Origin of the sequence: Planotetraspora mira (genome assembly GCF_016863275.1) — a bacterium.
Classification (GTDB): domain Bacteria; phylum Actinomycetota; class Actinomycetes; order Streptosporangiales; family Streptosporangiaceae; genus Planotetraspora; species Planotetraspora mira.
The window spans coordinates 490428-505429 of record NZ_BOOO01000004.1 but is presented as its reverse complement, the minus strand read 5'-3'; the positions used below and the strand labels follow the sequence as shown (position 1 = coordinate 505429).

The 15002-nt window shown below is 71.5% G+C and carries 13 protein-coding genes; 7 read left to right on the top strand and 6 right to left on the bottom strand.

Annotated features, from left to right (window positions below; genetic code table 11):
• Window positions 1–86: 86 nt before the first annotated feature.
• Both Pmi06nite_RS05840 and Pmi06nite_RS05835 read right to left on the bottom strand, forming a co-directional pair.
• Window positions 87–650, bottom strand: coding sequence for a DUF308 domain-containing protein (locus Pmi06nite_RS05840; RefSeq protein ID WP_203951766.1), 564 nt, complete (start codon window positions 648–650; stop codon window positions 87–89).
• 187 nt (window positions 651–837) lie between these two features.
• Window positions 838–2445, bottom strand: a complete 1608-nt coding sequence (locus tag Pmi06nite_RS05835; RefSeq protein ID WP_203951765.1) for a tannase/feruloyl esterase family alpha/beta hydrolase — start codon at window positions 2443–2445, stop codon at window positions 838–840.
• A gap of 125 nt (window positions 2446–2570) precedes the next feature.
• Between Pmi06nite_RS05835 and Pmi06nite_RS42535 the strand changes: the two genes are divergently transcribed.
• Together Pmi06nite_RS42535 and Pmi06nite_RS05825 are read left to right on the top strand one after the other, a co-directional pair.
• Entirely contained in the window at window positions 2571–5294 is a 2724-nt protein-coding gene (locus Pmi06nite_RS42535; protein ID WP_275409550.1) for an ATP-binding protein, read from the top strand.
• A gap of 106 nt (window positions 5295–5400) precedes the next feature.
• A complete protein-coding gene (locus Pmi06nite_RS05825) occupies window positions 5401–5847 on the top strand; it encodes a VOC family protein (RefSeq protein ID WP_239113684.1) in 447 nt (148 codons plus the stop codon).
• 94 nt (window positions 5848–5941) lie between these two features.
• On the opposite strand, the gene Pmi06nite_RS05820 is transcribed toward Pmi06nite_RS05825, so the two are convergent.
• A complete protein-coding gene (locus Pmi06nite_RS05820) occupies window positions 5942–6877 on the bottom strand; it encodes an AraC family transcriptional regulator (RefSeq protein ID WP_203951764.1) in 936 nt (311 codons plus the stop codon).
• 81 nt (window positions 6878–6958) lie between these two features.
• Between Pmi06nite_RS05820 and Pmi06nite_RS05815 the strand changes: the two genes are divergently transcribed.
• Both Pmi06nite_RS05815 and Pmi06nite_RS05810 read left to right on the top strand, forming a co-directional pair.
• The gene (locus Pmi06nite_RS05815) at window positions 6959–7792 is read left to right on the top strand and encodes an NAD(P)H-binding protein (RefSeq protein WP_203951763.1); all 834 of its coding nucleotides are present in this window, start codon (window positions 6959–6961) and stop codon (window positions 7790–7792) included.
• Window positions 7792–8268 (top strand): anthrone oxygenase family protein, encoded by a 477-nt coding sequence (locus tag Pmi06nite_RS05810; RefSeq protein WP_203951762.1) that lies wholly within the window; start codon window positions 7792–7794, stop codon window positions 8266–8268. Before Pmi06nite_RS05815 ends, Pmi06nite_RS05810 begins: the two co-directional genes overlap by 1 nt.
• A 63-nt stretch (window positions 8269–8331) precedes the next feature.
• Here Pmi06nite_RS05810 and Pmi06nite_RS41800 read toward each other — a convergent pair whose 3' ends face one another.
• The gene (locus Pmi06nite_RS41800) at window positions 8332–9411 is read right to left on the bottom strand and encodes a glycoside hydrolase family 75 protein (RefSeq protein ID WP_239113683.1); all 1080 of its coding nucleotides are present in this window, start codon (window positions 9409–9411) and stop codon (window positions 8332–8334) included.
• A 111-nt stretch (window positions 9412–9522) separates the two neighbouring features.
• On the bottom strand, window positions 9523–10683 hold the full coding sequence (locus Pmi06nite_RS05800) for a low temperature requirement protein A (protein WP_239113682.1): 1161 nt from the start codon (window positions 10681–10683) through the stop codon (window positions 9523–9525).
• A 233-nt stretch (window positions 10684–10916) separates the two neighbouring features.
• Between Pmi06nite_RS05800 and Pmi06nite_RS05795 the strand changes: the two genes are divergently transcribed.
• The 3 genes from Pmi06nite_RS05795 to Pmi06nite_RS05785 are packed head-to-tail and all read left to right on the top strand — an operon-like array spanning window position 10917 to window position 13917.
• Window positions 10917–11582 carry a class I SAM-dependent methyltransferase gene (locus Pmi06nite_RS05795; RefSeq protein ID WP_203951760.1) on the top strand — a complete coding sequence of 222 codons (666 nt, stop codon included), beginning with the start codon at window positions 10917–10919 and terminating at the stop codon, window positions 11580–11582.
• 12 nt (window positions 11583–11594) lie between these two features.
• Window positions 11595–13064 (top strand): ATP-binding SpoIIE family protein phosphatase, encoded by a 1470-nt coding sequence (locus tag Pmi06nite_RS05790; protein ID WP_203951759.1) that lies wholly within the window; start codon window positions 11595–11597, stop codon window positions 13062–13064.
• Window positions 13065–13122: 58 nt separating this feature from the next.
• Complete coding sequence (locus Pmi06nite_RS05785) at window positions 13123–13917, top strand: SDR family oxidoreductase (RefSeq protein WP_203951758.1); 795 nt, start codon at window positions 13123–13125, stop codon at window positions 13915–13917.
• Here Pmi06nite_RS05785 and Pmi06nite_RS05780 read toward each other — a convergent pair.
• Window positions 13888–14907 (bottom strand): helix-turn-helix domain-containing protein, encoded by a 1020-nt coding sequence (locus tag Pmi06nite_RS05780; protein ID WP_203951757.1) that lies wholly within the window; start codon window positions 14905–14907, stop codon window positions 13888–13890. The genes Pmi06nite_RS05785 and Pmi06nite_RS05780 overlap by 30 nt on opposite strands.
• Window positions 14908–15002: the final 95 nt, after the last annotated feature.

Below are 15002 nucleotides of genomic sequence, written 5' to 3'. Positions count from 1 at the left end.
TTTGCCCAGTCTGGTGTCCGACAGGCGAGTCGAAAAGGACCACGCGGTGAACCCACGCTGTCGTGTTCAGGGAAAAGGGGGTCCGATCACGTGGTCGACGCGCCGGGTCGGGCCGGGACGTCACGCATCCGGCGTCGCCGCCAGGCGAGCGCCACGGTCTGAAGGACGAAGAACGTGCCGCCCGCGGCCGTGTAGGTGATCAGGGCGTTGAGGCTCGGGGACTCGCCCGCCGCGGCGACGAGGTAGGTCGCGCCGGCGATCACCGACAGTGCGCCGGCGATCAGCATCGGCCACTGCCGGCCCAGTTCGGGGCCGCGCCGCCGTACGGCGACCGTGAACTGCGCCGCACCGGAGACGATGGCCCAGACGCCGAACGCGATCAGCACCGCCGCGGCGCCGCTGATGGCCGTGACTCCGAGGGCGACGGCCGCAAGGGCGCTCAGCGCGGTGTTGAACACCTGAAGCGTCCGGGCCGGGGTACCGGGATCCTCCCGGGCGTCGAGGAGTGAGGCCACCACGTCGATCAGCGGATAGGCGACGAGCAGGGCGACCGACACGGCGGAGAGCGAGTCGTGCACGGCCGCGAAGCCCACGGCCCAGGCGATCGCGACGAGGCCGCGGACGAGGTAGATGCGCTGCAGGATGGTCATGAGAGTGCCGGCTTTCTTTCCAGGTCGGGGTACCGGATCACTCTCGTCGGACAGGCCGCTCGCGGGCCCCAGGGGAAGACACTGGCCGGAGCCCTGGTCCCAGGGACCTTCGAGACGATCCCACGACCGCCGAAAGCACGACGGTCCCGGGATTGCTCCCGGGACCGCCGCCACTGGTCGGTGTGGATCAGTCGATCGCGCAGCGATAGCTGGAGGCCGTCGCCGGGTCGCCGTGCCCGGTGTAGCGCGCCACCTGCGGGTACCGGCACACGTCACGGGTGACGGGCCTGCCGTCGGCGCCGGTGGTCGCCGCGGCGAGGGTGGCCGGAGCCTGGCCCTTCTCCACCCACTTCACCAGCGCGCCCAGGGCGTCGGTCGGCTGCGCGCCGGGGCCGCCGCCGCAGTGGGTCACGCCGGGGAACAGGAAGAGCCGGTAGAAGTCGTCGACCTTCTTGTCGCCGCCCATGAGCCGGTCGACGCGTTCGCGGTAGTCGACGCTCCCCTGGGTGGGGACCAGCGCGTCAGCCTGGCCGTGCCAGCTCAGCAGCTTGCCGCCGGCCTTGCGGAACGCGGACAGGTCCGGGTCGTCGGTGCCGATGACGTCGTTGAAGTCCCGCTGGGACTGCCGGAAGATCTGGGCGAACCGCCCGTAGGTCAGTGTGGTCGTGTCGAACTGCGGATCTTTCTCCACGAAGTACTTGACCCAGCTGTCCGCGACGAAGAACGGCACTCCAACTTGGGCCAGATAGCTGAAGCTCGCGCCCTTGTTCGGGCCGTACCAGAGCTTCTCGCCGCCCGGCGAGACCGGGCCGGCCCAGATCTTGTCGACCACGTCGGCGTCGGCGGCGGAGATGGTGATCTCCTTGCCGTCGCAGAGAACCTTGGCGCCGATCAAGCGGTGCGCGTCCCAGTGGCAGCTCCGCGGGTCGTCGATGATGCCGTCCTTGACGCCGTCGAGGGTGTCGCAGGCCTTGACCGCGGCGGTGTTGAACGCCTCGAGTTCGCACTGGGTCGGGTAGGTCTTCTCCTCGTTGAAGACCACCTGCGGCCAGAGCGTGGCGACCGCGAACCGGTCCCAGTTGGTCGCCGGTGCGTCGGCCAGGATGCCCTGGAAATCGTTCGGATGGTCCTGCGCCTCCGCGAAGCCCTGACGGCCGCCGGTCGAGCAGCCGTTCCAGTACGCGTACCGCACCGGGCTGCCGTAGAACTTCAACGCCACGTCCTTGCCGACGACGGCCATGTCGTGCAGCGACCGCGAGGCGAAGTTCTTGAGCAGCGGGGTGTCGACCTTCCCGTCGGCGGTCAGCGCCCACCCGCTCACGTCGACCGGCGACTGGCCGACGCCGGCGTCGGTGGCCGCCGCCACGTAACCGGCCTTGACCGCGGTGACCAGGGGGGCGCCGAAGTCGCCGGCCAGATAAGCGCTGCCGCCGGTGGCCTGGAACCGCCCGGTCCACCTGTGCGGGTCCTGGGGCAGCGAGATCTTGACATTGACGTGGTCGTTCGCGCCAGGATGGGTGAGTGTGACCGTGATGTCGCACCAGGCCGGGACATCGGTGATCGGCGCCGGAGTGGGCAGCGGAGGCGCGTCGGGGAAGGTGACGGTTCCTCCGGCGTGCGCGGCCGCCCTGACCGACTCGACCTTGGCGCCGGACGGCGCGGAGACGGGAATCGTGGAGCACACGGTCGTGGCGGCGTCGCCGTTGTGGTGGATGGCGGCGTCGGCGGCTGTCGGCGCCAGCGCCGCCGACAGCGGAACTATCGCCGCGGCCATCAACATGATCAGACGTTTCATGTCGGCCACTGTCGCTCGGAGGGCGCCGGCGTCGCCCCAGGGAGGCACCCGGGGGTCTGTCCCCGGCGTCCCTGGTCCCGGCCGGCGCCGCGGCCGGGTGTAGCGTCCTGCCGGGGGAGGGTGAGGTGCCGAATAACACCCGGGGTTTCGAACTGCGCGGCCGGCAGCGCGAGCGGGACACGATCGACCGCCTGCTGCGCGACGTTCACGACGGCCGGAGTCACGTGCTGGTTCTGCGTGGTGAGCCGGGTGCCGGCAAGACCGCCCTGCTGGATTATCTGATCGAGCGTTCGCCGGCCGGCCGGGTGACCCGCACGGCCGGGGTCGAGCCGGAGTCCGAGATCGCGTACGCGGCGCTGCAGCAACTCTGCGCGCCGCTGCTCGGCCGGCTCGAGCGGCTGCCCGAGCCGCAACGGGCCGCGCTCGCCACCGCCTTCGGGCTGACCCCCGGCGACCCGCCGGAGGGCCTGCTCGTCGGACTGGCCGTGCTCGGCCTGTTCGCCGAGGCCGCGGCGGAGCAGCCGCTGGTCTGCGTGGTGGACGACGTGCAGTGGGTCGACCGGATGTCCGAGGTGATCCTCACCTTCGTGGCCCGCCGGCTCGACGCCGAGTCGGTCGCACTGGTCTTCGCCTCGCGCAGCCCCGGAGACGAGCAGGTGCTCAGCGGCCTGCCGGAACTGCGCGTCGAGGGGCTGCCCGACGCGGAAGCGCGGGCGCTGCTCGACTCGGTGCTCACCGGCCCGGTCGATGCGCGCGTACGCGATCGAATCGTCGCCGAGACGCGGGGCAACCCGCTTGCGCTGCTCGAACTGCCCCAGGGCCTCACACCGGCGGAGTTGGCGTTCGGGTTCGGCCCGCAGAGTGCGACACCCCTCGTGAGCCGTGTCGAGGAGGGTTTCCAGCGACGCATCGCGGCGCTGCCCGCGGACACGCGCCGTCTGCTCGTCACCGCCGCCGTCGAGCCGGTCGGCGACGTGACCCTGCTGTGGCGCGCGCTCGAGCGACTGGGCGTCAGCCCGGACGCCGTCGCGCCCGCGGAGGCCGCCGGACTGGTCGAGTTCGGCACCCGGGTTCGGTTCCGGCACCCGCTGGTGCGCTCGGCCGCGTGGCGGTCGGCCGACGCGGCCGAGTTGCGCGAGGTGCACCGCGCGCTGGCCGAGGTGACCGACCCGGGGCAGGATCCCGACCGGCGCGCCTGGCACCGGGCGCACGCCGCGGTGGGACCGGACGAGGAGGTCGCGAGCGAACTGGAACGCTCGGCCGACCGGGCGCTGGCCCGCGGCGGCCGTGCGGCGGCGGCGTCCTTCCTCGAGCGGGCGACCGAGCTGACCGCGGACCCGGGACGACGGGCGACACTGGCTCTGGCCGCCGCTCATGCCCACTTCGCCGCCGGCGCCCCCGCTCAGGTGCCGGGCCTGCTGGCCGCCGCCGAACTGGGCCCGCTCGATCCGCTGCAGCGGGCCGGCGTGGAGCGCCTGCGGGCCCAGGTCGCCTTCGTGCTCAACCCCGGCCGGACGGCCGGCCCGCCGCTGCTCGCGGCAGCCCGCAGGCTGGAGGCGCTGGACCTCGCCGCAGCCCGGGAGACCTATCTCTCGGCGCTGGGCGCCGCCGTGTACGCCGGTCGGCTCGGCGGCGGCGACCTGCGCAGGGCCGCGGAGGCCGCCCGGGCCGTCCCCGCCGGCGAGGACCCGGCCGGTCTCCTGCTGGCCGGTCTCGCGGCGTGGAGCCTGGACGGGTACGCGCCGGCCGCGCCGCTTCTGCGCCGGGCGCTGGACGCGCTCACGGCGGACGAGGATCTGGGCCTGCTGTGGCTGGCCGGACCCGTGGCGCACGAGGTGTGGCAGGACGAGATCTGGCACCGTCTCACCGAGCAGGCGGTCGGCTTCGCCCGCGCCACAGGGGCGTTGTCGCTGCTGCCCACCGCGCTGGTCTTCCGCGCGGGCGCGCTGCTGTTCGAGGGCCGGTTCGCGGACGCGTCGGATCTGCTCGACGAGGTCGGCGCCCTGGGACGGGCCACCGGCCTGGCCGTGCATCCGTCCGCCTCGCTCGCCCTGGCCGCCCACCGAGGCCGGGAACTCCCCGCGCTGGAGCTGATCGAGGCCACGGTCAAGGACGCCGACGCCCGCGATGAAGGCCGGTTGCTCGGCCTGGCCGGCTATGCCAAGGCGGCGCTCTTCAACGGGCTCGGCCGCTATCCGGCTGCTCTGGAGGCCGCCCGGCAAGCCGTCGAGCACGAGGACCTGGCCGTCTTCAACTGGACGCTCGGTGAGCTGATCGAGGCGGCGGTGCGCAGCGGCGAGCCGGCGGTCGCGTCGCAGGCGCGCGAGCGGCTCGCGGGGCGGACCGCGGCCGCCGAAACGGACTGGGCGCGTGGCGTCCAAGCCGTCGCCGACGCGCTGGCCGGTCCGCCGGAGCAGGCCGAGGAGCACTACCGCGAGGCCGTCGAGCGGCTGTCCGCCACGCGGATCCGGCTGCCACTGGCCCGGGCCCGCCTGCTTTACGGCGAGTGGCTGCGCCGGGACAACCGCCGCGGCGACGCCCGGGGCCAGCTGCGCGCCGCCCACGACGCGTTCACCGCCATGGGCGCGGAGGGCTTCGCCGAACGGGCCGGCCGGGAGCTGGCCGCCACCGGCGAGACCGTCCGCCAACGGACCCTGGGAGCGCGCGAGGAGCTCACCTCCCAGGAGGCGCAGATCGCCCGCCTGGCCGTGTCCGGCCGGACCAATCCCGAGATCGGTGCCGTGCTGTTCCTCAGCCCGCGAACGGTCGAGTGGCATCTGCGCAAGGTCTTCATCAAGCTGGGCATCGGTTCGCGCCGCGAGCTCGCCGCGGCGCTGCGTGGCCGGTGACCCCCAGGGGCCGCGCCAGGGAGTCTCCCTGGGGCGAGGCGCCGCTCGGGGCCGCGATCGTGGACACCGGATGCCGACCGGCATCCGGTATCGCTGAGGAGCGGACATGGTGGAGTACAAGCTCGAGGTGATCGTCCTGCCCGTCGCGGACGTCGACCGGGCCAAGGACTTCTACAACCGGATCGGTTTCCGGGAGGACGTCGACTATGTGAGCGGGGCCGACTTCCGGGTCGTGCACTTCACCCCGCCGGGCTCCCGGTGCTCGATCGTCGTCGGCACGGGGGTCGGCACGGCTCAGCCGGGCTCCGTGGAGAACGTGCACCTCATCGTGGACGACATCGAAGAGGCGCGGGCCGATCTGATCAGCCGCGGTGTCGAGGTGAGTGAGATCTTCCACGACGAGGGCGGCGTCTTCCACCACGCGGGGACCGAGAAGCGGGTGCCGGGCCTCCAGCCCGACCGGCGCTCGTACGGCTCGTTCGCCTCGTTCAGCGATCCGGACGGGAACGGCTTCGTCCTGCAGGAAATCACCGAACGCCTGCCTGGTCGCTGAGCCGATCTGGCCCGGGGAGGCGCGGAGCCTCCCCGGCCGGGAGATGCGGAGCCTCCGCGGCTGGGAAGTGCGGGGCCTCGCCGGCGCATCCCGATCAGGCGCGCGCCGAACGGTGTTCCTGGGGGCTGACCCCGTGGACGCGCTTGAAGGCGGTGCTGAGCGCGAACGGGCTGCCGTAGCCGACCTGTCTGGCCACCGCGCCGACCGTGGCGTCGGAGTCCCGCAGCAGGTCCGCGGCCAGGGCGATGCGCCGGCTCGTGAGATAGGTCATGGGCGGCTGGCCGACCATCTCGGTGAACCTCCGGGCCAGGGCCGCCCGGGAGACGCCCGTCCTGGCCGCCAGTGACGCGACCGTCCAGGGATGGGCCGGGTTGTCGTGGAGCAGCCGCAGGGCCGTCCCCACCACCGGATCGCCCTGGGCCTGGTACCAGGCCGGGGCGTTCGCCTCCGGCCGGGCGAACCACGCCCGCAGAACCGCGACCAGCAGGAGGTCGAGAAGCCGGTCGAGAATGACCTCCTGGCCCGGATCGTCCTTGACGATCTCGTCGCAGAGCAGCGGGATGAGCGAGGCGCCCGCGGCCCCCGCCGGAAGGGCCAGCGAGGCGGGCAGCGCCGACAGCAGTCGCCCGCCGACCTCGCCGCCCACCTGGTAGGTGCCCGTCAGCATCATCGCCGCGCCGTCCGGGGCGGTGCCCCAGGTGCGGACGCCCAGGTTCATCGAGTCGCACAGGTCCTCACCGGCAGGGGACGTGGTGCACCCTCCGGGACGGATCACGGCCTGCACCGGGGTGGCGGGGTCGTCGGACACGGTGTACGGGTCGGGGCCGCGCATGAGCGCGATCTCCCCCGGGCGGAGCCGTACGGTCTCGCCCCTGTCGGGGACGACCCAGGCGGTGCCCCGCACCATGGCGACGAGCGTGAGCGGCGCCCTGTCCTCGACGCGGAGCGACCAGGGAGGGTCGAGGATCGAGCGGATGAGGAACGCTCCGCGGGCTCTCGGCCCGTCGAGGAGGCCGGCGAACGCGTCCATGCGCCCGAGTCTAGACACTCGGACATGCCATCGGGATTCTCAGCGATGGCCGGGAACGCCCGCACGGACTTCACTGGCCGTATGACTGGAAACGGAGACAAGAGGGCGACGCTGGTCGTCGGAGGCACCGGGAAGACCGGCCGTCGTGTGGCGGAGAGGTTGCGGGCGAGAGATCTGCCGGTGCTGGTGGGGTCCCGGTCCGGCGCGCCGCCGTTCGACTGGGACGATCCGGGCACATGGGCCGCCGCATTGCGCGGCGCCGATTCGGTGTACGTGACCTATTACCCGGACCTGGCGTTCCCCGGGGCGGCCGACGCGATCCGCGACTTCTCGCGGCTGGCCGTGGAGAGCGGTGCGCGGCGGCTGGTCCTGCTGTCCGGCCGCGGCGAGCCCGAGGCGCAGGCCGCCGAGCGTGAGCTGAGGGAGTCGGGCGCCGAGTGGACGATTCTGCGGGCCGCCTTCTTCTTCCAGAACTTCAGCGAGCACTTCCTCCTCGGCCCGGTGCTCGACGGTGAGATCGCGATGCCGGCGGGCGATGTCGCGGAGCCGTTCGTCGACGCCGAGGACGTCGCCGACGTCGCCGTCGCCGCGCTGACGGACGACCGCCACATCGGCGAGGTCTACGAGCTGACCGGCCCCCGGTTGCTGACCTTCGCCGACGCGGCCGCCGAGATCGGCGAGGCGGCCGGCCGGGACATCGCCTATGTGCCGGTCTCCGCGGAGGAGTACGCGACCGCGCTGGCCGAGCACATGCCCGCGGACGAGGCGAGGCTGCTCACCGACCTGTTCGCCAGTGTGCTGGACGGCCGCAACGCCCATCTGTCCGACGGCGTCCGCCGGGCGCTGGGCCGGCCGCCCCGCGACTTCGCGGACTTCGCTCCCGACACCGCCGCCACCGGCGTCTGGGAGGCCTGATGTCCCCGGTGCTGGGCGACCTGGCCCTGTTCGCCGCCACGATGGCCACGGGCCTGATGGCGGGACTCTTCTACACGTTCACGGTCGCGGTCATGCCGGGGCTGGCCGCGTCCGACGACCGTACCTACGTGGTGGCGATGCGGCGGATCAACATCGCGATCCAGAACGGATGGTTCGGGATCGCCTTCGCCGGGTCGCTGCTGCTGACCCTCGCGGCGGCCCTGCTGCACCTCGGCGAGCCCGAGTTGCCCTGGTTGGGGGCCGCCTTCGTTTCCTACGGCCTGGTCCTCGTCCTCACGTTCTCCGTCAACATCCCGCTCAACGTCGCGCTCGACAAGGTCGACGAGGCCGGCCCCGCGGCCGAGCACGCGGCGGCGCGCGAGCGGTTCGAAACGAAGTGGGTGCGCTGGAACCTCGCCCGCACCCTCCTCAACGTGGTGGCGTTCGGCTTCCTGATCTGGGCGCTCGCCTTGTGAACGCCCGCGGACGCGGACGTGCCCGCCCCCACGCCGCACCGGGGGCGGGCACGACTCGCGTGCTCAGTTGGTGGAGACGAACTGCTGGGAGAGTTGCTGGCCGAGGGTGACGGCCTGCTGGTGGTTCTCGACGGCCGAGACCTTGGTGCCCGAGCCGGTGAAGACGATGTACGTCACTGGGCCGTCGGTGCCGCCGGTGCTGGGGTCGGGGTCGATGCCCAGGTCGGAGGCCGTCTTGTGGGACGCCTCCCCGATGATCTGCGTGGGTCCCGTGTCGCCGACGACCGCGTACTCGATCTTGCCGTTGTAGATTACGGCGACCACCGTGCCGCAGCCGATTCCCTTCGACGTGTAGTTCCAGATGCTGCTCGAACTCGGCACCACGACGTACGGAAGGGTCGCGGAGTTGAGCGGGGAGTCACCCGTCGTGTGGCAGGCGGTGTCGGGGTAGAAGCAGCAGTCGGTGTTCTCGTTGCACTGGGTGGTGCGGACGCCGTCGCAGTCGATGTCCATGTCGGCCTTCCAGAACACCGCGCCGGTCTTCTGGCACACCGACACCGTCGCCGTGCTGACGTCCTCGTCGGTCTTGTACTTGCCGTTGGAGATCTGCGAGCACGACGTCACCTTGGCCAGCAGTTGGTCGGCGGTGACGGTGCCGCCGCCTCCACCGGGCGTGGTGGCGTCGATGTAGTCGAAGTTCGGGTTGCCGTCGGCGGTCGTGGCGGTGATCCGCACCTTGTTGGCGCCCGCGTTGAGGTTCGTGGTGATCGAGACGGTGGCCCAGGTGTCCCAGTTGCCGGTGCTGTTGAACGCGCGATTGGCGGAGACGACGGTGCCGTTGACCGCGACGTTCGCGGTGCGGGTCGGGCTCGTCCCGTTGGAGTAGCGGATCGCCAGGGTGGAGCTGCCGGCTGTGGCCGCGTTCACGGTCCACTCGGTGTAGCTGCCCGAGGCGTTGTCGCCGTTGACGAAGCCGCTGCCGGAGTAGCCGGCGTGGTTCGACTCGACCACGCCCTGGGAGACGACGGCGTTCTCCGCCTCCAGCCGGTTGGTCGCCGCGTTCGCGGAACCGCCGATGAACAGGCCGGCGGCCACGAGACCCAGCGTCACCAGCGCTGATGCGAAGCGGGGGGTCCTTCGCATCGCTCACCTCCAGAAGTTAGGAAGCCTTACTAACAATTGGCGGCTACGGTAGATCGAGAGTCAGGATCTGGTCAAGTCATGAGAAAGGTGGAAAAAATCTGGCTTGTCAGGTCACTCTGGGCGGGCCGCGCGTCTGCGGCCGACGGAGTCCCAGAGCGCGACAGCGATGACGACCGCCATCGCGGCGGCGGCCACCGCGAGGGGCGGCACGACGAGCCCGGCGGGAGCGAGGGCGATCAGGGCCGCCAGTCCGGCGAGATGGGACGCGGGGAATCGCCCCCAGAGCACGCGCTTGAACAGGGCGTGCCCGGCGAGGAAGAGCGCCGGCCCGCCCAGCACGGTCAGGGTGACCTCGACGCCGGTCTCGCCTGGATGGCTGATGACCAGCTCGTCGCCGACCGCGGACACGACGATGCCCGCGACCATGGGCAGGTGGAGGAAGGTGTAGGCGGAGCGGGCCAGCCTGCCGGGATCGTCGGCGGAGGAGATCACGCGGCTGCCCGCCTCGGCGCTGCGCCCGAAGTAGACCCACCACAGGCCGGCGCTTCCCGCGAACGAGACCGCGAAGGCCGCCGCCGAGGACGGGGACATCGCCTGCCCGAAGGTCGATCCGGTGACCAGGATCGACTCCCCGAACGCGATGATCAGGAACAGCTGGCAGCGTTCGGCCATGTGCGCGCCGTCGATGGACCAGTCCGTCGTCGCCGACCTGCCGAGCCCCGGCGTCACGAACCCCACCCAGGGGGCCACCAGGTCCGCTCCGACGGCGGCCGCCCACAGCAGCTCGCGTGCCGTCGCCTCCGTCAGGCCGCCGGTGATCCAGAAGACGCCGGACAGGAGCGCCCAGGCCAGCACCCGGGCGAGATTGCGGCGCAGGGGAGTGTTCCGGGGTGCGGCGATCACCGAATGGGCGGTGCGGCCGATCTGGATCGCGACGTACGCGCAGGCGAACAGCAGGCCGTGCCGGCCGAAGGCGTCGGGCAGCGCGGCGGACATGATGAGGCTGACCAGCATGACGCCGCCGAGCACCAGCCGGACGGAGGAACGTTCGGGGTCGAACCAGTTGGTGTGCCATGCCGTGTAGACCCAGGCCCACCAGACGGCGAGCAGCAACAGCCCGGTCTGGGCCGCGCCGTGCCACGTCAGATGAGCGAGCAGCAGGTGCGAGAGCTGTGTGACCGCGAAGACGTACACGAGGTCGAAGAAGAGCTCGGGGAAGGTGACGCGGCCGCCTGTGGCACGTGAGCGCAGCAGGCCCGTGTCCGTCGTCACGATCACACGTTAGGGATCTTCCGTACGAAACGGAAGTGGATGGGGGTTATCTTCACGTTAAGGGCTGTATCTCTCGAATGCCGGTATTCGTGCGAACAGAGCGCATTGACAAAGGGTCTTGACGGCGCAGAACTGGGATAATGCTGAATTTATGGTGAAATAACTTGACTGGAATAGGGGCCACCCCCTATTCAAGAGAAGGCGGAGACGGCTGAGCACCATTGGTGGCATAGATGACAATCGAATCTGGTTCGGGTAACGCCCGGCAGGAGTACCGCGCACTGCAAGCCGAGGCGTTCAACCGCATCGGCGTTCGATACGACGACGCATTTCCCCATAAAGAGGGACAAGTTGCCGCCGGGGAGTGGTTGATCAAGCAGCTCAAGCCCGGCTCGCGTGTCCTCGACGTGGGTTGTGGAACCGGCGCCCCCACCGCTCAGCAATTCGCCCAGGCCGGGTGTGAGGTGACCGGCATCGACATCTCCCCGGTCATGCTCGAGATCGCGCGGGAGAACGTTCCCGGAGGCACGTTCCTGGAGCTCGACGTGCTCGAACTGGACGGCTCGCTCGGCACCTTCGACGCGGTGACCGCGTTCTTCGCCCTGCTGATGTTGCCCCGGGCCGACATCACCGCCGCCCTCGGCAAGATCCACGCGGCGCTCGCGCCCGGCGGGCTGTTCTCGCTCAGCATGGTGGAGATCGACCTCGACGACGTTCCCTTCCAGTTCCTCGGGGCGCCGGTGCGGGTGACGGGCTACCTGCGCGACGAGATGCGCGCGGCGGTCGAGGACGCCGGTTTCACCGTCCTGACCGAGAACCACATCTCCTACGCTCCGGCGACCACCCAGGCCCCACCGGAGATCCAGCTGTTCTTCAACTGCCGGCGCGAGCAGTTCTGAGCGGCAGCACCCGTGTCCTGGGACGGAGAGTCGCTCGCGTTCCTCAGCTTCATGAGCGACGCCGTGCAGGCGATCGGGGACAGCCCCGAGCCGGAGCAGGCCACCAGGCGCTTCTGTGAGGCGGCGGTGCCCCGGCTGGCCGACGCCGCCGCGGTCTACCTCGACGGAGGCGCGCAGCACCGGGTCGACCCCGGTGGGCGGCTGCCGCCGCGATGGACCGGTGACCGGGCGGGCGTCCCGGAGTTGGTGGACGAGCGCCTGATCGTGGTGCCCCTCCGTGCGTACGGCAGGCCGGTCGGCTCCGCCATGCTCGCGCGGGACCGGGAACGGTCGCCGTTCGCCGAGGTGGACCTGCTCGCCGCCCGGCAGCTCGGCGTGCCGGCTGCCCTGACCGTCTTCCACGGCCGGCAGCTCGAGACGGTCGAGACCCTGCAGCGGGGCATGCGGCCCGGGAGCCCGCCCGACCTGCCCGGGCTGGAGATCTCCTTCCGGTACCAGCCCGCGGCGGAACGGGTCGGCGGCGACTGGTTCGACGTCATCCCGCTGCCCGGCAGCCGGGTCGCGCTGGTCGTGGGCGACGTGATGGGCCACGGCCTCGCGGCCGCCGCGGTGATGGGCCAGCTCCGCACGGCCGTCCAGACGCTCGCCTCCCTCGACCTGCCGGCCGAGCAGGTGCTCCACTCGCTGGACGAGATGGCGCAGCGGCTGGCCGCCCAGACGCTGACGACCTGCGTCTACTGCGTGTACGACCCGGTGCTCCGGCGTTGCACGATCGCCAACGCGGGCCACCTGCCGCCGGTCCTCGTCAGGGCGGACGGCAAGGCGGAGGTGCTCACGCCGCCTCGCTGCCCGCCGATCGGCCTCGGGTGCACCCCGTTCGAGACGATGGAGATCGCCGCGGACGACGACAGCATGCTCGTCCTCTACACCGACGGCCTGGTGGAGGAGCGCGGGCAGGACATCGGGCAGAGCGTCGACGCGTTGTGCCGCAAGTTGTCCACCGGCGCGCCCATGGAGGAGTTGTGCGACGGCGTGCTTCCGCCGGCCAGGTCCGACGACGTCACGCTCCTCGCGATCAGGTTCAAGGGCATCCCGAGCGACGACGTCGCCCAGTGGCTCGTCGAGCCGCAGCCCATGACGCCGGGACGCGTGCGCCGCCTGGTCCGCAGGACGCTCGCCATGTGGGGGCTCGAGGCGATGATCCCGATCGCGCAACTGCTCACCTCGGAGCTCGTGACCAACGCCGTCCGCCAGACGCCCCGGCCGATCACCATCAGGTTGATGCGGACCGACGTCCTGTTGTGCGAGGTCAGCGACGACGACCACCGCATGCCGATCATGCGGGAGCCCGGCGTCCTCGACGAGGACGGCCGCGGGCTCTACGTCGTCAGCCAGCTCGCCGACCGGTGGGGGACCAGCCGGGTGGCGGGAGGCAAGACGGTCTGGTTCTCCCTGCCCATCCCCGACGGCCGGACGCGTTGACGCCCGGCGTGGCGGGCGCGTAGGTTCCGATACCGACTGGTCGGTTCGGAGGGGTCGCATGCGAGTTCAGGACAAAGTGGTCGTCGTGACCGGCGCGGCGAGCGGGATCGGCCGCGCCATGGCGCTGCGGTTCGCCGAAGAGGGCGCAGCCGGAATCCTCGTGGCCGACCTCGACGAGGCGGGCGCGGCCGCCGTCGCCGAGCGGATCGGCGAGCGCGCGCTGGCATTCAGGGCCGACGTGAGCGTCGAGGACGACGTCCGGGCGATCGTCGACACCGCGGAGCGGTCCCTCGGCCCGATCGGCCTGTTCTGCTCCAACGCCGGGATCATCACCGGCCACGGCGTGGAGGAGGCGTCCGACGAGGAGTGGTCGCGCACCCTCGCGGTCAACACCCTCGCCCACGTCTACGCGGCCCGCGCCGTGATCCCCGCCATGGTGGAGCGCGGCGGCGGTTACCTGCTCAACACCTGCTCGGCCGCGGGCCTGGTGAGCTGCCCGGGCGATGCGCCGTACGCCGTGAGCAAGGCCGCGGCGATCTCCTTCGCCGAGTGGGTGGCCATCCACTACCGGGCCAAGGGCATCGGGGTCAGCGTGTTGTGCCCGCAGGGTGTGCGCACCGGGATGATGCGCGAGGACCTGCTGGAGGAGAACCTCACGGCCCGTGCCGTCATCTCCTCCGGAGCCCTGCTCGAACCCGAGGAGGTCGCCGGCCACGTGGTCGACGGCCTGGACGCGGAGCGGTTCTACATCCTCCCCCATCCGGAGGTGGCCGGCTTCTTCCAGATGAAGGCCGGCGACCCCGACCGCTGGCTCAGCGGGATGTCACGCTTCGTGGAGTCGCTCGCCCGCTGAGACGGGGTGCCCGTCCCGGGGAGACCGGCGGCCGAACGCCCGCCGGTATGCCGAGGGCGACGTGCGCATCGAACGGGTGAAGTGGTGGCGAAACGTCACCGGGCTCTCGAAGCCGACGGCGGTCGCGATCTCCTCTACCGGTACCGCCGTCGTCTCCAGCAGGGGCAGGCTGGCGGTGATCCGCTGCGAGATGACCCACCGGAGCGGGCTGGTCCCGGTCTGGCGGTTGAAATGGCGGACGAAGCTCCGCGGCGACATCCGCGCCACTCCGGCGAGCACGGCCACCGTGATCGGCTCGGCGAGATGGGCCAGGGCCCACTCCATCGCCCGGCCGACGGCGTCGTCCTCCTGTATCGGGGTGACCGCGGCCTCGATGAACTGGGCCTGACCGCCTTCGCGGTGCGGCGGGACGACCATCCGCCGGGCGACCGCGTTGGCCACGCTCGGCCCGTGGTCCCGCCGGACGAGGTGGATCAGCAGGTCGATCCCGGCGGCGCTGCCCGCGCTCGTCAGGACGTCCCCGCCGTCCACGTAGAGCACGCCGGGGTTGACCCTGACCTCGGGAAAACGTTCCTGGAGGAGGCCGGCGTACTTCCAGTGGGTCGTCGCCTCCCTGCCGTCGAGCAGCCCCGCCGCGGCGAGGGCGAAGGCCCCCGAGCAGATCGAGACGATCCGGGCTCCGCGATCGTGCGCCGTCCGCAACGCCGCGATGAGGCCGGGGGAGACCTCGCCGCGGACGTCGGGCACGCCGGGGACGATGACGGTCCGGGCCGCGGCGAAGTCCTCCAGGTCGCGGGCCGCCTGGATCGTGAAGCCTCCGACGGCTCTGAGCGGCCCGGCGGACTCGGCGCAGACCTCCAGGTCGTACCACGCGATGCCCAGTTCCGGCCGGGGCAGGCCGAACAGTTCGACCACACAGCCCAGTTCGAAGGGGCTCATCCCGTCGAAGGCCAGGACCGAGACCGTACGGTTGCCGCGGCGCTCGAGCATGGCTGGATATTAGCGATATAGGGCATTCACGCCACTCCTCGGGCCGGGGCCCCGCCCGGGATCCTTGCTTCCAGAACGAACCGAGATCTGGGAGC

Excerpts from the sequence above, each read along its gene's own strand:
- Pmi06nite_RS05840 (WP_203951766.1), bottom strand. The coding sequence starts at position 650 with ATGACCATCCTGCAGCGCATCTACCTCGTCCGCGGCCTCGTCGCGATC.
- Pmi06nite_RS05835 (WP_203951765.1), bottom strand. The coding sequence starts at position 2,445 with ATGAAACGTCTGATCATGTTGATGGCCGCGGCGATAGTTCCGCTGTCG.
- Pmi06nite_RS05825 (WP_239113684.1), top strand. The coding sequence starts at position 5,401 with ATGGTGGAGTACAAGCTCGAGGTGATCGTCCTGCCCGTCGCGGACGTC.
- Pmi06nite_RS05820 (WP_203951764.1), bottom strand. The coding sequence starts at position 6,877 with ATGGACGCGTTCGCCGGCCTCCTCGACGGGCCGAGAGCCCGCGGAGCG.
- Pmi06nite_RS05815 (WP_203951763.1), top strand. The coding sequence starts at position 6,959 with ATGACTGGAAACGGAGACAAGAGGGCGACGCTGGTCGTCGGAGGCACC.
- Pmi06nite_RS05810 (WP_203951762.1), top strand. The coding sequence starts at position 7,792 with ATGTCCCCGGTGCTGGGCGACCTGGCCCTGTTCGCCGCCACGATGGCC.
- Pmi06nite_RS41800 (WP_239113683.1), bottom strand. The coding sequence starts at position 9,411 with ATGCGAAGGACCCCCCGCTTCGCATCAGCGCTGGTGACGCTGGGTCTC.
- Pmi06nite_RS05795 (WP_203951760.1), top strand. The coding sequence starts at position 10,917 with ATGACAATCGAATCTGGTTCGGGTAACGCCCGGCAGGAGTACCGCGCA.
- Pmi06nite_RS05785 (WP_203951758.1), top strand. The coding sequence starts at position 13,123 with ATGCGAGTTCAGGACAAAGTGGTCGTCGTGACCGGCGCGGCGAGCGGG.
- Pmi06nite_RS05780 (WP_203951757.1), bottom strand. The coding sequence starts at position 14,907 with ATGCTCGAGCGCCGCGGCAACCGTACGGTCTCGGTCCTGGCCTTCGAC.